The organism is Synechococcus sp. RC10B2 (assembly GCF_047502635.1).
The window spans coordinates 1-16,132 of sequence record NZ_JANSHO010000028.1 but is presented as its reverse complement, the minus strand read 5'-3'; the positions used below and the strand labels follow the sequence as shown (position 1 = coordinate 16,132).

15 protein-coding genes, 5 tRNA genes and 1 other RNA gene are annotated in these 16,132 nt (G+C 63.4%); 4 read left to right on the top strand and 17 right to left on the bottom strand.

Annotated elements, in window-relative coordinates:
* Both NW855_RS04180 and NW855_RS04175 read right to left on the bottom strand, forming a co-directional pair.
* A partial coding sequence (locus tag NW855_RS04180) for a TPM domain-containing protein (protein WP_414508388.1) occupies window positions 1–1,154 on the bottom strand: 1,154 nt, incomplete at its 3' end.
* 307 nt (window positions 1,155–1,461) lie between these two features.
* Window positions 1,462–3,369, bottom strand: a complete 1,908-nt coding sequence (locus NW855_RS04175; RefSeq protein WP_414508387.1) for an S-layer homology domain-containing protein — start codon at window positions 3,367–3,369, stop codon at window positions 1,462–1,464.
* A gap of 157 nt (window positions 3,370–3,526) precedes the next feature.
* On the opposite strand from NW855_RS04175, the gene NW855_RS04170 reads away from it, so the two are divergent.
* On the top strand, window positions 3,527–4,435 hold the full coding sequence (locus NW855_RS04170; RefSeq protein WP_414508386.1) for a TIGR01777 family oxidoreductase: 909 nt from the start codon (window positions 3,527–3,529) through the stop codon (window positions 4,433–4,435).
* A 3-nt stretch (window positions 4,436–4,438) separates the two neighbouring features.
* On the opposite strand, the gene ffs is transcribed toward NW855_RS04170, so the two are convergent.
* The 14 genes from ffs to NW855_RS04100 form a co-directional block, all read right to left on the bottom strand.
* Window positions 4,439–4,703, bottom strand: an RNA gene (gene ffs, locus NW855_RS04165) — signal recognition particle sRNA large type.
* Window positions 4,704–4,729: 26 nt separating this feature from the next.
* Window positions 4,730–5,725, bottom strand: coding sequence for a Gfo/Idh/MocA family protein (locus NW855_RS04160; protein ID WP_414508385.1), 996 nt, complete (start codon window positions 5,723–5,725; stop codon window positions 4,730–4,732).
* A gap of 175 nt (window positions 5,726–5,900) precedes the next feature.
* Window positions 5,901–6,164: a hypothetical protein gene (locus NW855_RS04155; protein ID WP_414427403.1), complete on the bottom strand. Its 264-nt coding sequence runs from the start codon at window positions 6,162–6,164 to the stop codon at window positions 5,901–5,903.
* Between the two features lie 12 nt (window positions 6,165–6,176).
* Window positions 6,177–7,412 carry an ATP-dependent Clp protease ATP-binding subunit ClpX gene (gene clpX, locus NW855_RS04150; RefSeq protein WP_414508389.1) on the bottom strand — a complete coding sequence of 412 codons (1,236 nt, stop codon included), beginning with the start codon at window positions 7,410–7,412 and terminating at the stop codon, window positions 6,177–6,179.
* 36 nt (window positions 7,413–7,448) lie between these two features.
* Complete coding sequence (gene clpP / locus NW855_RS04145; RefSeq protein WP_414508384.1) at window positions 7,449–8,051, bottom strand: ATP-dependent Clp endopeptidase proteolytic subunit ClpP; 603 nt, start codon at window positions 8,049–8,051, stop codon at window positions 7,449–7,451.
* A 4-nt stretch (window positions 8,052–8,055) separates the two neighbouring features.
* Entirely contained in the window at window positions 8,056–9,360 is a 1,305-nt protein-coding gene (tig, locus tag NW855_RS04140) for a trigger factor (protein WP_414508383.1), read from the bottom strand.
* Window positions 9,361–9,382: 22 nt separating this feature from the next.
* Window positions 9,383–9,457: transfer RNA gene (locus NW855_RS04135), tRNA-Gly, on the bottom strand.
* Between the two features lie 22 nt (window positions 9,458–9,479).
* A tRNA-Leu gene (locus NW855_RS04130) sits at window positions 9,480–9,565 on the bottom strand.
* Between the two features lie 5 nt (window positions 9,566–9,570).
* Window positions 9,571–9,645, bottom strand: a tRNA-Phe gene (locus tag NW855_RS04125).
* A 3-nt stretch (window positions 9,646–9,648) separates the two neighbouring features.
* A tRNA-Asp gene (locus NW855_RS04120) sits at window positions 9,649–9,726 on the bottom strand.
* A gap of 18 nt (window positions 9,727–9,744) precedes the next feature.
* Window positions 9,745–9,820 (bottom strand) — tRNA-Val (locus tag NW855_RS04115).
* 88 nt (window positions 9,821–9,908) lie between these two features.
* Window positions 9,909–11,675 carry an SLC13 family permease gene (locus tag NW855_RS04110; RefSeq protein ID WP_414508382.1) on the bottom strand — a complete coding sequence of 589 codons (1,767 nt, stop codon included), beginning with the start codon at window positions 11,673–11,675 and terminating at the stop codon, window positions 9,909–9,911.
* Between the two features lie 2 nt (window positions 11,676–11,677).
* Entirely contained in the window at window positions 11,678–12,274 is a 597-nt protein-coding gene (locus NW855_RS04105) for a Uma2 family endonuclease (RefSeq protein WP_414508381.1), read from the bottom strand.
* Window positions 12,275–12,281: 7 nt separating this feature from the next.
* Window positions 12,282–12,788: a hypothetical protein gene (locus NW855_RS04100; protein ID WP_414508380.1), complete on the bottom strand. Its 507-nt coding sequence runs from the start codon at window positions 12,786–12,788 to the stop codon at window positions 12,282–12,284.
* 99 nt (window positions 12,789–12,887) lie between these two features.
* On the opposite strand from NW855_RS04100, the gene NW855_RS04095 reads away from it, so the two are divergent.
* Genes NW855_RS04095 through NW855_RS04085 form a run of 3 tightly spaced genes read left to right on the top strand, consistent with a single transcriptional unit; the run spans window position 12,888 to window position 14,815 of the window.
* Window positions 12,888–13,409 carry an adenine phosphoribosyltransferase gene (locus NW855_RS04095; RefSeq protein ID WP_414508379.1) on the top strand — a complete coding sequence of 174 codons (522 nt, stop codon included), beginning with the start codon at window positions 12,888–12,890 and terminating at the stop codon, window positions 13,407–13,409.
* Between the two features lie 6 nt (window positions 13,410–13,415).
* Window positions 13,416–14,471, top strand: a complete 1,056-nt coding sequence (locus NW855_RS04090) for a deoxyguanosinetriphosphate triphosphohydrolase (RefSeq protein WP_414508378.1) — start codon at window positions 13,416–13,418, stop codon at window positions 14,469–14,471.
* Window positions 14,468–14,815, top strand: a complete 348-nt coding sequence (locus NW855_RS04085) for a hypothetical protein (protein WP_414508377.1) — start codon at window positions 14,468–14,470, stop codon at window positions 14,813–14,815. Before NW855_RS04090 ends, NW855_RS04085 begins: the two co-directional genes overlap by 4 nt.
* 3 nt (window positions 14,816–14,818) lie before the next feature.
* Here the strand turns inward: NW855_RS04085 and NW855_RS04080 are convergent, their stop codons facing one another.
* Window positions 14,819–16,009 (bottom strand): SpoIID/LytB domain-containing protein, encoded by a 1,191-nt coding sequence (locus NW855_RS04080; protein WP_414508376.1) that lies wholly within the window; start codon window positions 16,007–16,009, stop codon window positions 14,819–14,821.
* Window positions 16,010–16,132 lie beyond the last annotated feature (123 nt).

Genomic DNA, 16,132 nt, shown 5'->3' with positions numbered 1-16,132 from the left:
CCGCCTCCCCAACACCCCGATCCCCCCTCGTCTCCTGCTCCGGTGCCGCCTCCTGATGACGACCCGCCGCCTGACGACCAGCCGCCTCCAGATGACCACCCGCCGCCCGTGCGTCCCCACCACTCGTCGTCGAACCGCTCGCGCTTAGGCAAGATGCGCTCGCGCTCTTCCGAGAAGTCGCAGTGCGGGTTTTGGCACTGGCGCAGGATTAACTCCAGCCCTGTGCGCGTGTAGGTCGGCGTGCGCACAAGGCGCGCTGTTTCGCGCACGGTCAGCCCGTCGCACCAAGGGCAGCGACTGTAGCCGTTCAGCAGGGCGACTTTGTGGAAGATTTCGAGCGTCTCGCAGGCGTCGCACCGCCACACGAGGTAGTTCACGCTGCCGAGTTGCTCTTCAGTGCGTTGGAGTTCGTCCAGGTAGGCGTCGTCCGCCTGTTCGTCCAGCAGGCGCATGGGCTGTTGGCAGGTGGGGCACTTGGGGGGTCGCTCGCGCAGGGCGTATGCCAGCAGCCCGATTGCCCCGCCGCCCAGCAGCATCAGTCCCCCAATCGGCAGCGGGTTGGGCGTCGGGAGTGGCTCGAAGGGCGCGTCGTCGTAGCGGGGGCTGTACGGCGCGCGGGGCGCGGTCGGCTCATACGCGCCTGACGCCTGCGCGTTGCGAATCCGTTCGGCAATCGCCTCCACGCCCGCAATCACCCCGCCTGCGATGTCGCCCGCGCGGAATCGCAGCACGACCGCCGTGTCCAGAATCTCGCCTGCGACCGCGTCGGGCAGAATCGCCTCCATACCGTAGCCCGTTTCGATTTCCACGCGCCTGTCGCCCAGCGCGACCAGCATCAGCACGCCGTTGTCCGCCTCGCGCTTGCCGACGCCCCAGCGGTTGAACAGCTCGGTGGCGTACTCTTTGGGAGTTGCGCCCTGCGTGCGCCGCAGGATGACGACGGCGATTTCCGCACCCGTGTCGCGCTCCAAGTCGCTGATGAGGCGGTTCAGCCGCGCTTTGTGTTCAGGCGACAGCACGCCCGCCATATCGGTCACCCAGCCCCCGTCGGTCGCGCGCGGGTTCGGCACGCGCTCGATCGGCTGACTCCAGCCCAGCAGGGCGTGTATCCCAAGAAGCAGGCACAACGCCCCGCGTCCCCACAAGCCTCGCATGGTTGTTCCCCTCTTCCGCTGCCCCCGCGTGTGATGCACAGGGGGGGCGCAACTCTAAAGTGTACCTAATTGCGCCTTCAAGACCCGATGTTCTATACCAATCACCGAGCCAAAGTTCACAAAAAAAACAGTAGTTGATGAACCCGCCTTTTGCGCCTGCGCCTCTACCCCGCTTCCGCACGCAGACGCAAGGGTGTGGCGCGCGGAAGCGAAGCTTCCGCCCATGCTGAAGCTGACGCTTCAGCACTCCAAAGAGTCCTCCCCTCTCCCACGCAGTGGGAGAGGGGCTGGGGGTGAGGGCTTTTCGTCAGAACCGATAGCCGACCTGCGTGGCGAACACGCCCGCGCGGTTGCCTGTGGGGCTGGAACCGCCGCTCAGCAGCGCGACGCCCTTGCCATCCGTGCTGATATACTGATACAGCACGCTCAGCTCGATGTCGTCGGCAAGTTGGTACACTGCGCGCAGGGTGAGGTAGTTCCATTCGGGTCTGCCGCGCTGGTTGTTGAGCGCGAGGCTATTGATTTCCCAGCCGACATTTTCGTAGGTGAGGTGGAACCGCAGGCGCGGGGCATAGCGGTAGTGGGCGTCCAGCTGGACACGCCGCATGCGGTCGCGCCCCTGATAGCCTCGGTTGAACGGGAGTTTCGCCGTGCCTGTGTAGGCGTCCACCGCCAACGCGACGCTCAAGTTCTCGGCGACTTGGTAGTCGGTGCGGAAGTAAGCGCCCTTCAGGTCGGACGGGTTATACAGGTAGCCGATGCGCCCCCAGTTGCCTGGCGCGACGAAGTAGGGTCCGATTTCACGATAGCCCAGCGTGCCGCGCCAGCGGTCATTGAAGGGGTAGCTGGCGCGAATGTCGAACGCCGTGTTTTTGCTGCCGACCACGCGATTGTCGCCGCGCAACAGGATGCTCTGCGCGTAGTCGAACGCGACGCTCACCCCGCTGAACTCCGCCGAAAGGTCGAGCGCAAATACATCGGCGCGGTTTACATCTGTGCGCACTGTGTTGGTGATGTGGTTAAAAGTGCGATTGCGCCCGACGCCCGCCGCCATGTAGGTCGCGCCCAGACTGACAGGAGTCTCGGCGACTTGGAACTGGTACTGCAGGCGCAGCACTGCCATCTGGTCGACGGGTGCGCTGACGGAAGCGTTGTGGTTGGCGAATCGGATGGGGAAAAAGCGTGTGGTGTTGGACCGAATGCCGTAGCTACTCACCAGAAACAGCTGCGCGTTCACCCCGCCGAAGGTCGTGCTCAGCCGTGCGCCGTCCGCGCGGAACGCGCCGTCGTCGTAGCGTGCGGCGTCGAGGTAGTAGTCGGGGTCAATCCGCTGCAGGGTGTACGGGGTGAGTTTCAGTGGGATGCGCCCGATTTGCGCCTGGAACTCCCTGCCGAACAGCTCCAGCGGCAGTGTGATGTAGGCTTCCCAGATGGTGACATCGGTCGCACCGACGGTGTACGCGGCGGTGTTGAGGCGCTGGCTATCCGCCGTGCGGGTCGCCTCGCGCGTGTAAGGCAGATAGTTGCCAACAATCAGGGTTGCCTGCGCATCGATGCGCTCGTTGATGGGCACATCGACCTGCAGCCCCAGCTCGTGCAGCACGCCTACGCTCTGCAGGAACTTGCCCGACGGGTTAATCGCGTTGCCGTTGTAGGTGAACGCGCTGCGCTTATCGTAGCTGTGCGTGCCGAATACGGCAAGCAGCACATCGCCTGTGAGGCGGTTGCGCCGTCGCTCTTCGGACTTTAGGCGTTCGCTCAGCGCGTCGAGGTCGCGCCGCAGGTCGCGCACGCCCGCATTCAACTCGTTCAGCTCGGTCTGGAACTCTTGCGCCAGTCGCTGGAGGGTCTCAACCGCGCTGCGCAGCTGTTGCAGCTCTTGGACGGCTTGCTGCAGCTCGCGCAGGCGCGCTTCGGGGGCTGTGGGCTGCGGCGCAGGGGGCGTATCGGGCGCGATTCGGTCAATCCGTTGCTCCAGTTGGCGGATGCGCTCGTCGATGACGCGGTAGGCGCGGGCAATCGCCTGCGCGAACTCGGCGCGGGTGACCTGTCGGTTCGGCTGGAAGGTGCGGTCGGGGAAGCCCTCCAGAATGCGCAGGCGCACCAGCTCGCGAATTGCCTGATACGCCCAGTGGTTCTGGGGCACATCGTTCAGCTGCGCATATGCGCTCAGCGTCAGAAGACCTGATACCAGTAGCCATACTCCTAATCGCATCGTCTCCTCCTTGAGTAGCAGTGATGCCTGTAGGATACCCGATAGGCGCGAGGTATACTACGGGCATGCTGCAACGCCTACGCCTGCGCAACTTCCGCAGTTTTCGTGACGCAACGGTCGCGTTCGGGTCGCTGAATATCGTGTTGGGGGAGTTCGTATGAGAATCGTGATTGCAGGCGGGACAGGGTTCATCGGCAAAGCGATGCTCGCGGCGTATCGGGCGGAGCACACGCTGGAGGTGCTAACGCGCGACCCCAGCGCGGCACAGGCGCGCCTGCCCGAAGGCGTTCGAGCCATCGGCTGGGACGGCGCAACGCTCGGCGAGTGGGTCAATCGGCTCGACGGCGCGGACGCGGTGATTAACCTTGTGGGCGAGAGCATCGCGCAGCGGTGGACGCCCGCCGTCAAGCAGCGCCTGTGGGACAGCCGCGTGAAGACGACCGAGCTACTTGTGCAGGCGGCGCAGCGCGCGAGTACGCCCCCGCGCATTTGGCTGCAGGCGTCGGCGATTGGCATCTACGATCAAAGCCCCGACACGACCGCCGACGAGTCCAGCCCGCCTGCCAGTGGCTTTCTGGCGGATTTGGGCAAGGCGTGGGAGGCAGCGGCGCAGCCTGTAGCGTCGCTGGGCACGCGCCTGTGCTACATGCGCATCGGCGTCGTGCTGGGGCTGGAGAGCGGCGCGCTGCCCCAGATGCTCACCCCGTTCAAGCTCGGCGTCGGCGGACCCATCGGGTCGGGCAAGCAGTGGCTCTCGTGGATCCACCTCAGCGATGTGGTCGGCGCGGCGGCGTTTTTGCTGGCGCGGGACGACCTATCAGGCGCGTTCAACTTTACCGCGCCGCAGCCTGCTACGATGGACGAGTTCGCTAAGACGCTGGGACGCGTGCTGCTGCGTCCCGCGATTATCCGCGCGCCCGCGTTCGCCGTGCGCCTGATGCTGGGCGAGATGGCGGAGTTTGTGCTGCAAGGCTCGCGCGTGCTGCCCAAGCGGTTGCTGGAAGCGGGCTACGAGTTCCGCTTCCCGACGCTGGAGGCGGCGTTGCGCGATTTATTGGGCAAGTAGCGGTCGCGCACTGGCTGTCGACGGCGCTTGACAAGGCGTCGCGTCGCTGCCCGCTCCCACCGGGGGGCTTACGGCACACGGGGAAACGACTTACCGTTGCTTCCTTCCGGACCTGGCGGGGTTCACCGTCCCTCCGTTGCGTAAGTCCCGATGATCCTCACGGGCGCGTGCGCGGCGGGTCTTGCGGCTGTCCCGCCTCGAGCCAGAGTTCAGCCCTGCTATGGCGGATTGCAGGTACAGGGAACCGCCAGCTCCCCGCTTAGCGCGACCGTGCCCCAAAGTATACCCGACGGCTTACTCCTCCAGCTGCGCGATGGGCACGGGCACGCCGCCCTGCGCCGCCGACTGCCACGCCGCCTCCGTGAACGCCGTGATGCGCAGCGCGTTTTCGGGCTTGGATTGCACCTCTTCGCGCCCCAAAATCGCGTTCACAAAGTTGATAATCGGCTGCGACCCAGGCGGCAGGTTCTCCTGCTTGTAGCGGTTGCCGTGCGCATCGCAAATCTCCAGCTGGTCATGGCGAATGAGATAAGTGCCCTCGCTGCCGACGACGGTAATCTCCTCGTGCCAGCCGACCGTCGTGCTGCCGATAATTGACAGGTTGCCGATGGTTCCGTTCGCGTACTCGAACGCCAGCGCGGAGTTGATGTCTACCTTGCGGTCGAAGTATTGCATGTACGCGCTGACTTTGGTCGCGGGCGCGTCGATGATCCACATCAGGAAGTCCACCAGGTGCGAGCCGGTGTCGTTGATTTGCCCGCCGCCCGACAGCTCGGGGTCTTGACGCCAAGTGTTGGCGGTGGCGTGCATCCAGTTCTGCAGGTTGAGGGCTTGCACGAAGTGTACCTCGCCGATTTCGCCGCGTCGGATGCCCTCGTACACATAGCGGTACACGGGGATGTAGTGGCGCTGGTAGGCGATCAGCCCGACCTTGCCCGTCTCGCGGATTTTGCGCACGAGCGCGCGCGCATGCGCCACGGTGCAGACCATCGGCTTCTCGATCATCACATGCAGCCCTTTATCCAGCGAGTCCATCGCCTGCTGGTAGTGCAGGGTGTGTGGCGAGACGATAATCACGCCGTCCATCTCCACTTTGTCGAGCATCTCGCGGTAGTCGTCGAAGAAGGGCACGCCTTGCAGGTTCGGGAAGCGCTCGGTGGTTGCCTTGCGCTGGTCGGGATTGGGTTCGGTAATCGCGACCAGTTCCGCGTCGCTAATCCCTTGCAGGATGTTGATATGGTGGCGTGCCATGCCGCCGCTGCCAATCAGTCCTAAGCGTAGTTTGTTCATTCGGTGCCTCCATGTTCGGTTCAGAGTGAGGGGGCGTTGCGCCCCGCGCTTGTTTCGAGGCGAGTCGGTAAGTTCCTGCTACGGCGCATCGGCGTTGAATAACGGAGCGACGCGCGTCCATAGCTCAGGGTCGCCGACCGCCTCGCCAAACTGTTCCACCCAGTAGCGCACGCAGCTAAAAATTCACTTTCGAGGGCATGTGCTTCTCGATCCATCGGCGTTTGGCTTCAATCCAGCGGTCGCACAGTGGGCGCGTGTCGGGGTCGGGGAACTTGCCCAGCAGTTTCCAGAAGGCGTAGAGCTGCTGGATAGCGCGGAACCGCTCGGCGTAAGTGCTTTGGAGACGCTCAGTGTGGGTGAGTGTCTCCAGTTCGCGCAGTCCGTCGCGCCAGCGCCGAATCGCTTCGGCGGGTAGCGTTGGCGGGCGATTCGCGTCCATCGGCTGCCTTCCTCACGACGCCTGCTGGATGTCGTCGGCGGTGAGGATTTCGGGGTCTTTGCGCTGCGTGACGGTCTCTTCAGTGATGATCACGCGCTTGATGTTCGGGTTAGACGGCGCTTCGTACATCACATTCAGCATGACCTCTTCGAGGATGGCGCGCAGGGCGCGTGCGCCTGTGCCGCGCCGAATCGCCTCTTGGGCAATCGCGCGCAGCGCGCCCTCCTGAACGACCAGCTCGACGCCGTCCAGCTCGAAAAACTTCTGGTACTGGCGCACGAGCGCGTTCTTGGGTTCGACCAAGATTCGCGCCAGCGTCGCCTCGTCCAGCGCGTCCAGTGTCGCCACGATGGGCAGCCGCCCGATGAACTCGGGAATCAGCCCGAACTTGAGCAGGTCTTCGGGCATCACATGCTGGAGCAGTTCGCCCACATTGCGCTTTTTGCGCGTTTCGGGACTGGAGCGGAAGCCCATCGACTGGTCGGTGAGCCGTCGCTCGATGATTTTCTCCAGCCCGTCGAACGCCCCGCCGCAGATGAACAAGATGTTGGAGGTGTCGATCTGGATGAACTCTTGGTGCGGGTGCTTGCGTCCGCCTTGCGGGGGCACATTCGCGACCGTGCCTTCCAAGATTTTGAGCAGCGCCTGTTGCACGCCTTCGCCCGACACATCGCGCGTGATGGAGGGGTTATCGGCTTTACGGGCGATTTTATCGATTTCGTCGATGTAGATGATGCCGCGCTCGGCGGCTTTGATGTCCATGTCGGCGGCTTGGATGATGCGCAGCAGGATGTTCTCCACATCCTCGCCGACATAGCCCGCTTCGGTGAGCGCGGTCGCGTCGGCGATGGCGAATGGCACATTCAGGATTCGCGCCAGCGTCTGCGCCAGCAGCGTTTTGCCGCTGCCTGTGGGACCAATCAGCAGGATGTTGCTTTTTTGCAGTTCCACCTCGCTGCCGACGCCCGCCTTGATGCGCTTATAGTGGTTGTAGACGGCGACGGATAGCACGCGCTTGGCGCGGTCTTGCCCCACCACATATTGGTTCAACACGCGGTAGATATCTTTCGGCTTCGGGATGGTGTCCACCGAGCCGATGGGCTGTGGGGTGGGCGTCGCGCTCGATTCGCTGCGCAGGATGTCGCTCGCCAGCTTGACGCAGTCGGCGCATACGCCCCCGTACATGCCCAGAATCAGCTTGCGCACCTGCTCGCGCGACTTGCCGCACAGCACACACCGATCGGTCATGCGTGTCTCATTCGTTCGTGCCACGAGTGCCTCCTGTTAGCGACCGCTGCGGTCTAACACATGATCGATTATTCCATACTCTTTGGCTTCCTGCGCGGACATGAAGTAGTCGCGTGCGGTGTCTTGTTCCACGCGCTCGATGGGCTGACCCGTGTGCTTGTGCAGGATGTTGTTCAGGATGTCTTTGTAGCGCAGCACCTCGCGCGCTTGGATTTCGATGTCGAGCGCGGTTCCCTGAAAGCCTGCGTGCACTTGGTGGATCATGATGCGTGCGTGGGGCAGGGCGTAGCGTTTGCCAGGCGCGCCGCCTGCCAGCAGCACCGCGCCCATGCTGGCGGCTTGCCCAATACAGATTGTGGCGACATCGGGGCGAATCATCTGCATCGTGTCGTAGATTGCCAGCCCCGCGCTCACGACGCCGCCGGGCGAGTTGATATACATATCGATGTCCTTGTCGGGGTCTTCCTTCTCCAAAAACAGCAGCGACGCCACGACGAGGTTCGCGATGTCGTCGTTGATGGGCGTGCCGACGAAGACGATACGGTCTTTGAGCAGGCGCGAGTAGATGTCGTAGGCGCGCTCGCCACGCGCCGTCTGCTCCACCACCATCGGTATCAGTTGGTTTTTCGGGTAAATCATCGTCTCAATCTCCTTGCTCTGTATTTTGGACGATATCGAGCAGTTTTTTCATGGCGCGATCGAGGCGAATCTCCTGGGCGACGCGCTGGCGCAGTTCGGGGTCTTCCTTGAGGCGCGAGCGCGTCTGGGGACCCGCGTCGGTCAGGGCGATTTCGGTGATCGAGTCGAGTTCAGCGTCGGTGACCTCAATCCCCTCTTGGTCGGCGATTGCCAACAGCAGGAAGGTATTCTGCAGGCGGGCGATGCCGCGCTGGCGCAACTGCTCGCGCACCTCTTCGCCTGTCAAGCCTGTCTGTTGTATGAATTGCTCAAGAGTCGTTCCGCTCTCGACCAGTTCCTTGCTGAACTCCGCGATTTCCTCGCGCAGCTGCTCGTCGATGAGCGCGTCGGGCAGGTGGACGATGCTGCGCTCGCGCAACGCCGCCAACGCCTGACTGCGCGCCTGATCCTGAAGGTACTCCAGCTTCTGGCGCGTGATGCGTTGACGCACATCCTCACGCAGGGCATCGAGGGTCTCGAAGCCGAACTGCTTCGCGAATTCGTCGTTGAGTTCGGGGTAGACAGGCGCGAGGATTCGCTCGACGGAGACGGCGACGGTGAGCGTTTTGCCTGCCAGTTCGGGGTCGTTGAAGCTTTCGGGGAAGGTGAGCGTCGCCTCTTTGGTCTCGCCCTCGCGCATGCCCGCGAGTAGGTTGTCCAGCGCGCCGAAGGTTTGCCCAAGCGTGATCATATAGCGGTTGCGCCGTGCGTTCGCCTCCTCCAGCGATTGGATGCCGACGACGAGGCGATCGTCGGTTTGCGCGGGTCGGTCGGGCGCGGCTTCAAGCTTCATCTGCTGCTTGCGGAGCGATTCGATCGCTTGCTCCACCTCGTCGTCGCTAGTCTCTTGCGGCGGGATGGGAAAGCGCAGGTCGCGATACTCGCCGAGTTTTTCCACGACGGGGCGTAGCGGCACGGTGAGCTTGAACCGAAACGGCTCGCCTTCCTGAAGTCGCTCGATGTTGACCTGTGGGGGGCGGTAGGGTTCGAGCTGCTCCTGTTGCAGCACTTTGGGGATGAATTCGTCCATCATCAGCTCGCCTGCTGCGCGGCGCAGGTTCTCTTCAGAAACCATACGACGCAACATCGGCAGCGGCGCTTGACCGGGGCGAAAGCCCGGCACGCGCAAGTACCGTCCGATTCCCCGAAGCGCGCGTTCGAACATCCGCTGTGTGGTGGTCGCATCGACTTCGACGGTCAGGTGAATCGTGACGGGCGACGGCTCCTCACGGCTCAGGATTTGAAACGGTTGTGTGGATTGCGCTTGCATAGCACCGCCTCTAAATGTAAGATGGAGCGGGAGACGGGACTCGAACCCGCGACCCTCTCGTTGGCAACGAGATGCTCTTCCACTGAGCTACTCCCGCACGCTTTGTATTATACCCGATTTGGTGGGCGAGGGGAGACTCGAACTCCCACGGGCAAAGCCCACCAGATCCTAAGTCTGGCGTGTCTACCGATTCCACCACTCGCCCTGTGGTGGTGCCGAGGGGCGGATTCGAACCGCCGACACCCGGATTTTCAGTCCAGTGCTCTACCACTGAGCTACCTCGGCGCATGGCGGGGCTGACGGGACTTGAACCCGCGACCTCTAGCGTGACAGGCTAGCGCTCTGACCTGGCTGAGCTACAGCCCCGCAAATCCCCTCGCTCGCTGGTGGGCGAAGCAGGGCTCGAACCTGCGACCTCTTCCTTGTAAGGGAAGCGCTCTCCCAGCTGAGCTATTCGCCCGATTGCTCAGGCAAATCATATTATACCATACCTCCCCACCTGTTGTCAAGGGGTTCGGGCGCATGCGCCAACACATCGTTTACACCCGTCAGAACGCCCAAAAGCGCGGGATGAGCAGCGTCGCCAGCACCCAAAACAGCAGGTTCAGCGGCAGCCCCACGCGCACGAAGTCGCTGAACTGGTACTGCCCGACGCCGAACACCATGGTGTTGGTCTGGTAGCCAATCGGCGTCATGAAGCTGGCGGAGGCGGCGTAGGCGACCGCGAAGAGAAACGGGCGCGCGTCCACGCCCAGCGCGGCGGCGACCTCAATCGCCAACGCCGCCATCAGCACCGCCGTCGCGTTGTTCGACATCACCTCCGTCAGCAGCGAGGTCAGCAAATAGAACCCCGCCAGCACGACGATGGGTCCCAACCCGCCGAGTGCGCTGAGCAAGTTGACCGTGAGCCAGCGCGCCGCGCCTGTGGTCTCCATCGCGGTGCCCAGCCCCAGCATCGCGCCGAGCATCACCAGCAGCCGCCAGTCGATGGCTTGCACCGCCTCGTCGGGCTTGAGGCAGCCCGTCAGCACCATCGCCAGCGCGCCCACCAGCGCGGCGACCGCCGTCGGATACCAGCCCATCGAAGCGACCAGCACCACGCCCGCCATAATCAGCCCCGCCAGCAGCGCTTTGACAGGGCGCGGGCGCGCCGCCTCCACCTGCGATACGAGGATAAAGTCGGGCAGGCGCAGTAACTCCTGCAGCCGCTCGCGTTCGATCTGCACCACAATCGCGTCGCCCGCCTGAAGCGGGATGTCGGCGAACTGTTCCAGCGCCATCTCTTGGCGGTGGCGCAGCGCAAGCACCGTCGCGCCGAATCGATTGCGAAAGCGGCTGCTGCGCAGCGTCTGCCCCACCAGCGACGAGCTGGGCGTCAGCACTAACTCCACCAGCAGGGGCGGCTCGTCCGTCGCGTGCGCAGGCGCGTTGGCGACCAGTTTCAGCCCATACGCGCCCTCCAGCCGCTGCAGCCGCTCCAGGTTGCACCGCACGCGCAACAAGTCGCCCGCCTGCAGAATGCGGTCGGGCAACGGCAGCAGGCGCAACCCGTCGCGCCAGATGTCCAGCACCTCCAGCCCCAACTCGCGCACGAAGTCGGCGTCCATCAGCCGCTTGCCGATCGCTTTGGAACGCTCGGTGAGCTTGACCTCCGTGATATACGCGCTCAGGCGGTAAGCGTCCGCAGGGTCGGCGGCAGGGCGACGGTCAGGGATTAGGCGCATCCCTATCGTCAGCAGGTAGACCAGCCCCGCGCCCGTGAAAATCAGCCCCAGCGGCGCGAACTCGAACATGCCCAGTGGCTCAATCCCGCGCTGCACGGCGACGCCGTTCACAATCAGGTTGGTGGAGGTGCCAATCAGCGTGCAGACCCCGCCGAGCATGGAGGCATACGAGAGGGGCAGCAGCAACCGCGAGGGGCTTTGCCGCGCCGTCTCGGAAAGCGCAAGCGTGAGCGGGATAAACAGCGCAACCACCGCCGTGTTGTTCACGAACGCCGACAGGAACGCCGTCACAAGCAGAAGGGCAATCACTGCAAGCCACGCTGCCCGCCGTGCCAGCCATTCTAACCCCCGCGCCAGCCAGCCAATCACCCCCGTGCGCTGCAGACCCTCGCTGAGCACAAACATCGCCGCTATCGTGATCACCGCGTCGTTGCTGAACCCGCGCAGCCCCTTCTCCACAGGAACCAGCCCACTCAGCAGCAGCGTCGCCAGCAGAATCAGCGCGACCACTTCGGGGGGAAAGCGGTTGCTGATGAACAGCGCAATCGCCGCCACAAGCAAGCCTAAAGTGAGCGCGATTTCAAGGGTCATCCCTATTCCTGCACGCCAGCGAACACCTCCGCAGGCGTGAGCGTCAGCCCTGTCAGCACCTGAGTCGGCACAGGTTGCTCGCCCGAAAACCAGCCCAGCGAACGGTAGCCGCCCTCCTCGCGCACCAGCACCTCAATCTCGCCCGCCTCCACATCCACTGCCCATACCTCGCGCACGCCGAGCTGATGATAGTCCTGCAGTTTCTCCTTCCAGCGATGGTAGGTGTCTGACGGCGAGAGCAGTTCGATCACCAAGTCGGGCGCAATCTCCAAACGCGGCTCGCTCAGGCGGTCGCGCCACTCGGCTTCGCGTGCGCTGGACAGGAAAAACAGGTCGGGCTGGCGCGTGCGCAACGGTTCCCGACGCACCACAAAGTCAAACGGCGCGGCGAGCAACTCACCTAACCGATTCAGGTTGAGGTAGCTGCGTATACGATCCATCAGTTTCGCTTGCGCCAACTGGTGCTTCAGTATTGGCGTCGGCAACGGATGAACCTCCCCGTCGATGATTTCGTAGTGCATAAGGTCGTCCTCCCAGCGGAGGTAGGCTTCCCAATCGAGGCGTTTCGTGCCCTGTTCGTGCGGCGCAGTGATTGCCATAGCCGAATTATACCGACGCTGTACCGCCCTCTCTGCGATTATAGACCCAGTACGCGCCTATAACCGCTAAAGCCATCAGGACGCCTATCGGCACCGCGACGGGTGCGCAGTGTCCAAACCAAAACAGTCCTAAAGGCGTCGTTATGATCCCCAGAAGCGTTAGCCCAATCCCGAACACGCCCCAGCCGACCCCGTTTATCCCAGCAGGGACGCTGAGCAGTAAGCCCATGCCAACGCCCAGTGCAGTAATCAACGCCAGCGTGACTGTCAAGTAGCGCACAAAGTCGGGACGAAGCGCCACCATTACGGCGCCCATGACTGCTGTAGGAATTGCCACTGCTGTGCCCGCACTGCCTCCGAGAAAAAACACGAACATATACTGTCCGTCCCGCAGTGCATTGGGGTCATCCACCATGAACCAACCGTGCATCAACAGCGCGGTACACTCGGCGCCCGTGATGAGCGTTAGCACACTCGCGAAGAGTATCACCAACCAATTCGGCAGTTGCCCCATGATTTACCTCCACTATGGAGTACCGTTTACACGCCCGACACATTTCGGGACTTTCATCCTAATTTGGGTATACTCCACAGGCAACAACGGAGGCAACCGATGGCAGAGATACTGGCGGCACAACTGGTGCGCGATATACCGAACTTCCCAGAGCCGGGGATTATCTTCAAGGACATCACCCCCGTGCTGAAGCATCCGCAGGCGCTAAAGGAGGTCGTAGACCTGATGACCGAGCATGCGCGCGCACTGAAGCCCGATGTGATTGCGGGCATTGAATCGCGCGGGTTCGTGTTCGGCTTGCCGATTGCGATTAACCTCGGTCTGGGCTTTGTGCCCATCCGCAAGTTGGGCAAGCTGCCAGGCGAGAAAATCAGCGAGGAGTACGCGCTGGAGTACGGCACGAACACCGTCGAAATGCACACCGATGCGGTCGAGCCTGGACAGCGCGTGGTCGTGGTGGACGACCTGCTGGCGACGGGCGGCACTGCCAGCGCAGCCGCACGATTGATTGAACGCTTGGGTGGCACCGTCGCGGGCTTCGTTTTCCTAATCGAACTCACCTTCCTGGGCGGGCGCAAGCACCTGCGCGGCTACGATGTCTACACGCTGATCGAATACTGAACGACGATGACGGTACGCGAACGGCTGGAGCAACTGGAATATCAGATTCTTGCGCCTTACGCGACCAAGAGCGCGGAGTCGCGCGGGCGACCGACGCCTGAGCCGCCCGACCCCGTGCGCACCGCGTTCCAGCGCGACCGCGACCGCATCATCCACAGCAAGGCGTTCCGCCGACTCAAGCACAAGACGCAGGTGTTTTTAGACCCCAACGAAGACCACTACCGCACGCGCCTGACCCACACGCTGGAGGTGGCGCAAATCGCCCGCACGATCAGCCGCGCCCTGCGCCTCAACGAAGATCTCACCGAAGCGGTCGCCCTCGCGCACGACCTCGGACACCCGCCCTTCGGACACACGGGCGAAGAGGCGCTGGACGCTATCCTGCGCAAGTATATCCCCACCGCGCGCTTCCGCCACTACGAGCAGAGCCTGCGCGTGGTGGACTGCATCGAGAAAGACGGGCGCGGGCTGAACCTGACGCACGAGGTACGCGAGGGCATCGTCGGGCACTCCAAAGGGCGCGCTGACCTCACCGCCCACGAAACCCAGAAGACCGTCCACCTCGAAGCGGCGGTGGTGCGCATCGCCGACCGCATTGCCTACCTCAACCACGACCTCGATGACGGCATCCGCGCAGGACTGCTGACCCTGAACGACCTGCCGCGCGACCTCATCGAGTTCCTCGGCGACACCCACAGCGGGCGCATCGCCCGCATGGTGATGGATGTCGTCGAGCAAAGCGACGGCAAGCCTGTCGTGCAGATGAGCGAGCCGATGCTGCAGGCGATGAACCAACTGAAAGAGTTCATGTTCGAAAATATGTATCACCACGCGAAGGTACAAAAAGAGCGTGAGAAGATGACGCACATCCTGCACCAGATGTTTAGCTACTACATGGAGAACCCATCGGAGCTGTCGGAGAAGTTCCGCCCTGCGGACGACTCGGTCGAAGCGCGTGCGCAGGCGGTGTGCGACTACTTAGCAGGAATGACCGACCGCTACGCCCTGTATAAGTATGAGCAAATCTTTCTGCCGCGCACTTGGGGAGGGAGCAGTTTGTGAGCTTGCGTTGCCGACGCTGCCAAGCGACGATTGGGCTGGACGATTTGACCTATATCGCGTACCATGCGCACACGATGGGCGCAAATCGCGTGGAGGTGCATTTCGAGTGCCCCCGCTGCGGGCATCGCGGCGAGCGGATGCTGAGCCAGCAGGCGTGGGACGAGCTGATGCTGAGCTATCTGGAGAATGACGAGCGCACCGCCGACGAGTGGCTCATTACGCAGCAGATGGGTCCCATCACCGCCGAGGAGGTTCGCGCGATGCGCCGTATGCTGCGTTCGGGCAACCTGCTGCAGAGCCTGCACGAGTGGGAGCGTAGCCGGCGTGGGGAGACGACCGAGTAGCCGTTATTGCCCAAACGCGCCGACCAGCGTGGCGTCGGGGTAGTACGCCTCCAGAATCTGCCGATAGGTCTGCCCTGCGAGGGCGCGTCCCTGCGCGCCCCACTGACACATGCCCGCGCCGTGTCCTGACCCACGCCCTGCGATGCGCCAGCCGCCTCGCTGGGGCTGCACCTCGAACATCAGGCTACGCACACGCCCCACGCCGATTGCCGTGCGGAACTCCGCGCCCGTAAGCGTCAGCGTCGCGCGGTCGCCGCGCAGGCGCACCTGCTGCACATGCCCGCCTACTGTGCGCTGTGCAATCGCTATCTCTCGAATGCGCCCTGCTTGGGGGAAGCGTCGTTCGAGCTCCTCGCGCGTGAGGGTCTGTTCCCACGCGAAGTTCGGCGCGAGGCTGCAGAATGGCTTGCCGTCGGCGTCGGTGTCGGGCACGCCGCGCAAGGGTGGTTGGGGCGTTGTACCCGTCATGGCGACCTCAATCGGTGCAGTGTGCCCCCCACAGTTGCCCGTGTAGACCGCCTCCAGAATGCGCCCGCCGTGGATCAGCACCTCGCCTGCGGTCGCCTCCACCGCACGGTTCGTGCTTGGGTGTTCGGCGTCCACCCCACCGTACACTTGGCACGGCGCGTGGTCGCACAGGTCGTAGCCCCACTGACGGTAGCGGTTCAGCCGTCGCATGGTGAACGAGCGGGCGGCGACCGCCTGCGCCTTGAGCGCTTCGATATGGAAGTTCGGCGGCATCTCGCGCGGCAGAGTCGCCTTCAGGTAGTCGTCCAGACGCACCCAGTTGACCGTGAGCAGTTTGCCGTCGCGTTCCACCCACTCCAAGTGCCCGCGGTAGGGGCGCAGCGCATTTGACGACGCGCCAACCTGCACGAAGCCCGTGCCTGCAGGCTCGGCAACGAGCCGTTCGGCAGCCACCTGCACCTGCCCGCAGCGGGCAACGAAGCGCCCGTTCGCGCGGCGCAACTCCCACACTTGCCCTGCTGCGCCGACGCCGAGCGTCTGTCCCGTGCGCGGATCCACCCAACGCAGGCTGCCCGCGCTCACGCCCACATACACCACAGACGCGAACGCCCCCTGCTCCAGTCCGACCCGTATCAGATAGTCGCTGTCCCGACGGGTAGGGGCGTCCCGCGCGTCCAACCCCATCAGAAGCAACCCAACCCACAGGGCTATCACAAGCACTCGCATACTGCCTGTAGGTTCGATATGCAAAAGCCCCCTCCTGCTATCAGGAGGGGGCTTGCGCAAAGGAAACCCTAATACCAACTGCACTGCCAAAGTTCGTGGATGCACAGGACTCGAATCCCCCCT

Excerpts from the sequence above, each read along its gene's own strand:
- NW855_RS04100 (WP_414508380.1), bottom strand. The coding sequence starts at position 12,788 with ATGGGGCAACTGCCGAATTGGTTGGTGATACTCTTCGCGAGTGTGCTA.
- tig (WP_414508383.1), bottom strand. The coding sequence starts at position 9,360 with ATGCAAGCGCAATCCACACAACCGTTTCAAATCCTGAGCCGTGAGGAG.
- NW855_RS04175 (WP_414508387.1), bottom strand. The coding sequence starts at position 3,369 with ATGCGATTAGGAGTATGGCTACTGGTATCAGGTCTTCTGACGCTGAGC.
- clpX (WP_414508389.1), bottom strand. The coding sequence starts at position 7,412 with ATGACCGATCGGTGTGTGCTGTGCGGCAAGTCGCGCGAGCAGGTGCGC.
- NW855_RS04105 (WP_414508381.1), bottom strand. The coding sequence starts at position 12,274 with ATGGCAATCACTGCGCCGCACGAACAGGGCACGAAACGCCTCGATTGG.
- NW855_RS04155 (WP_414427403.1), bottom strand. The coding sequence starts at position 6,164 with ATGGACGCGAATCGCCCGCCAACGCTACCCGCCGAAGCGATTCGGCGC.
- clpP (WP_414508384.1), bottom strand. The coding sequence starts at position 8,051 with ATGATTTACCCGAAAAACCAACTGATACCGATGGTGGTGGAGCAGACG.
- NW855_RS04095 (WP_414508379.1), top strand. The coding sequence starts at position 12,888 with ATGGCAGAGATACTGGCGGCACAACTGGTGCGCGATATACCGAACTTC.
- NW855_RS04090 (WP_414508378.1), top strand. The coding sequence starts at position 13,416 with ATGACGGTACGCGAACGGCTGGAGCAACTGGAATATCAGATTCTTGCG.
- NW855_RS04170 (WP_414508386.1), top strand. The coding sequence starts at position 3,527 with ATGAGAATCGTGATTGCAGGCGGGACAGGGTTCATCGGCAAAGCGATG.
- NW855_RS04160 (WP_414508385.1), bottom strand. The coding sequence starts at position 5,725 with ATGAACAAACTACGCTTAGGACTGATTGGCAGCGGCGGCATGGCACGC.
- NW855_RS04110 (WP_414508382.1), bottom strand. The coding sequence starts at position 11,675 with ATGACCCTTGAAATCGCGCTCACTTTAGGCTTGCTTGTGGCGGCGATT.
- NW855_RS04080 (WP_414508376.1), bottom strand. The coding sequence starts at position 16,009 with ATGCGAGTGCTTGTGATAGCCCTGTGGGTTGGGTTGCTTCTGATGGGG.